Source organism: Treponema sp. R6D11 (assembly GCF_054786075.1).
On the sequence record NZ_BDHD01000679.1, the window covers coordinates 1 to 624 of the forward strand.

Here is a 624-nt window from a genome sequence, read left to right on the forward strand (position 1 = left end):
AAGGAAGAAATGTCGCGTTACATGGCGGAAGAGGAAGTTTCCGATTCCACATACACAATAGGCTCCCTTTTAAAGTCCAAAACCCCACAGTCAAATGAATCCGAATGACGGATATAAGCCTTTAATAGCAAAAAGCCCCGCGATTCAGGAACAAATTGAAATAATAAAAAAGGCTGCAAAGACGGATTCCTCCGTCCTCCTTTTGGGGGAGAGCGGGGTAGGGAAGGAAGTTTTCGCCGAACAGATATATGTTAACAGCCTAAGAAATTCTTCCCCTTTCGTAAAAGTAAATTGCGCCGCCATTCCGGAAGGACTTTTGGAAAGCGAATTATTCGGCCATGTAAAGGGCGCGTTTACAAGCGCCGTATCCAACCGGCAGGGGCGTTTTGAAATGGCTAACGGCGGGGGGGGGGTTTTTGGGGGAAAAGGGGGGGTTGCGCGTTCTCCTCAGGGGGAGATTTTTTGGGGTTTTTTGGAAAAGAAAATTGTAAAAAAAGGGGGCGGTTTTTTGGGTTTCGGGGGGGGGGGGGTTTTTACTGGCGGTAAAAAAGGAATAGACGAGCCTGGTTTAAAAAGGAAATATCGGAGACGACGCCCTTAACTGTGTGGCCACAATGATTTTTT

At 47.1% G+C, this 624-nt stretch carries 1 protein-coding gene; it reads left to right on the forward strand.

Annotated elements, in window-relative coordinates; genetic code table 11:
• The first annotated feature begins 94 nt into the window (after positions 1–94).
• Entirely contained in the window at positions 95–601 is a 507-nt protein-coding gene (locus ACYVTD_RS15445) for a sigma 54-interacting transcriptional regulator (protein ID WP_461248585.1), read from the forward strand.
• The last annotated feature ends 23 nt before the right edge of the window (positions 602–624 follow it).

Excerpts from the sequence above, each read along its gene's own strand:
- ACYVTD_RS15445 (WP_461248585.1), top strand. The coding sequence starts at position 95 with ATGAATCCGAATGACGGATATAAGCCTTTAATAGCAAAAAGCCCCGCG.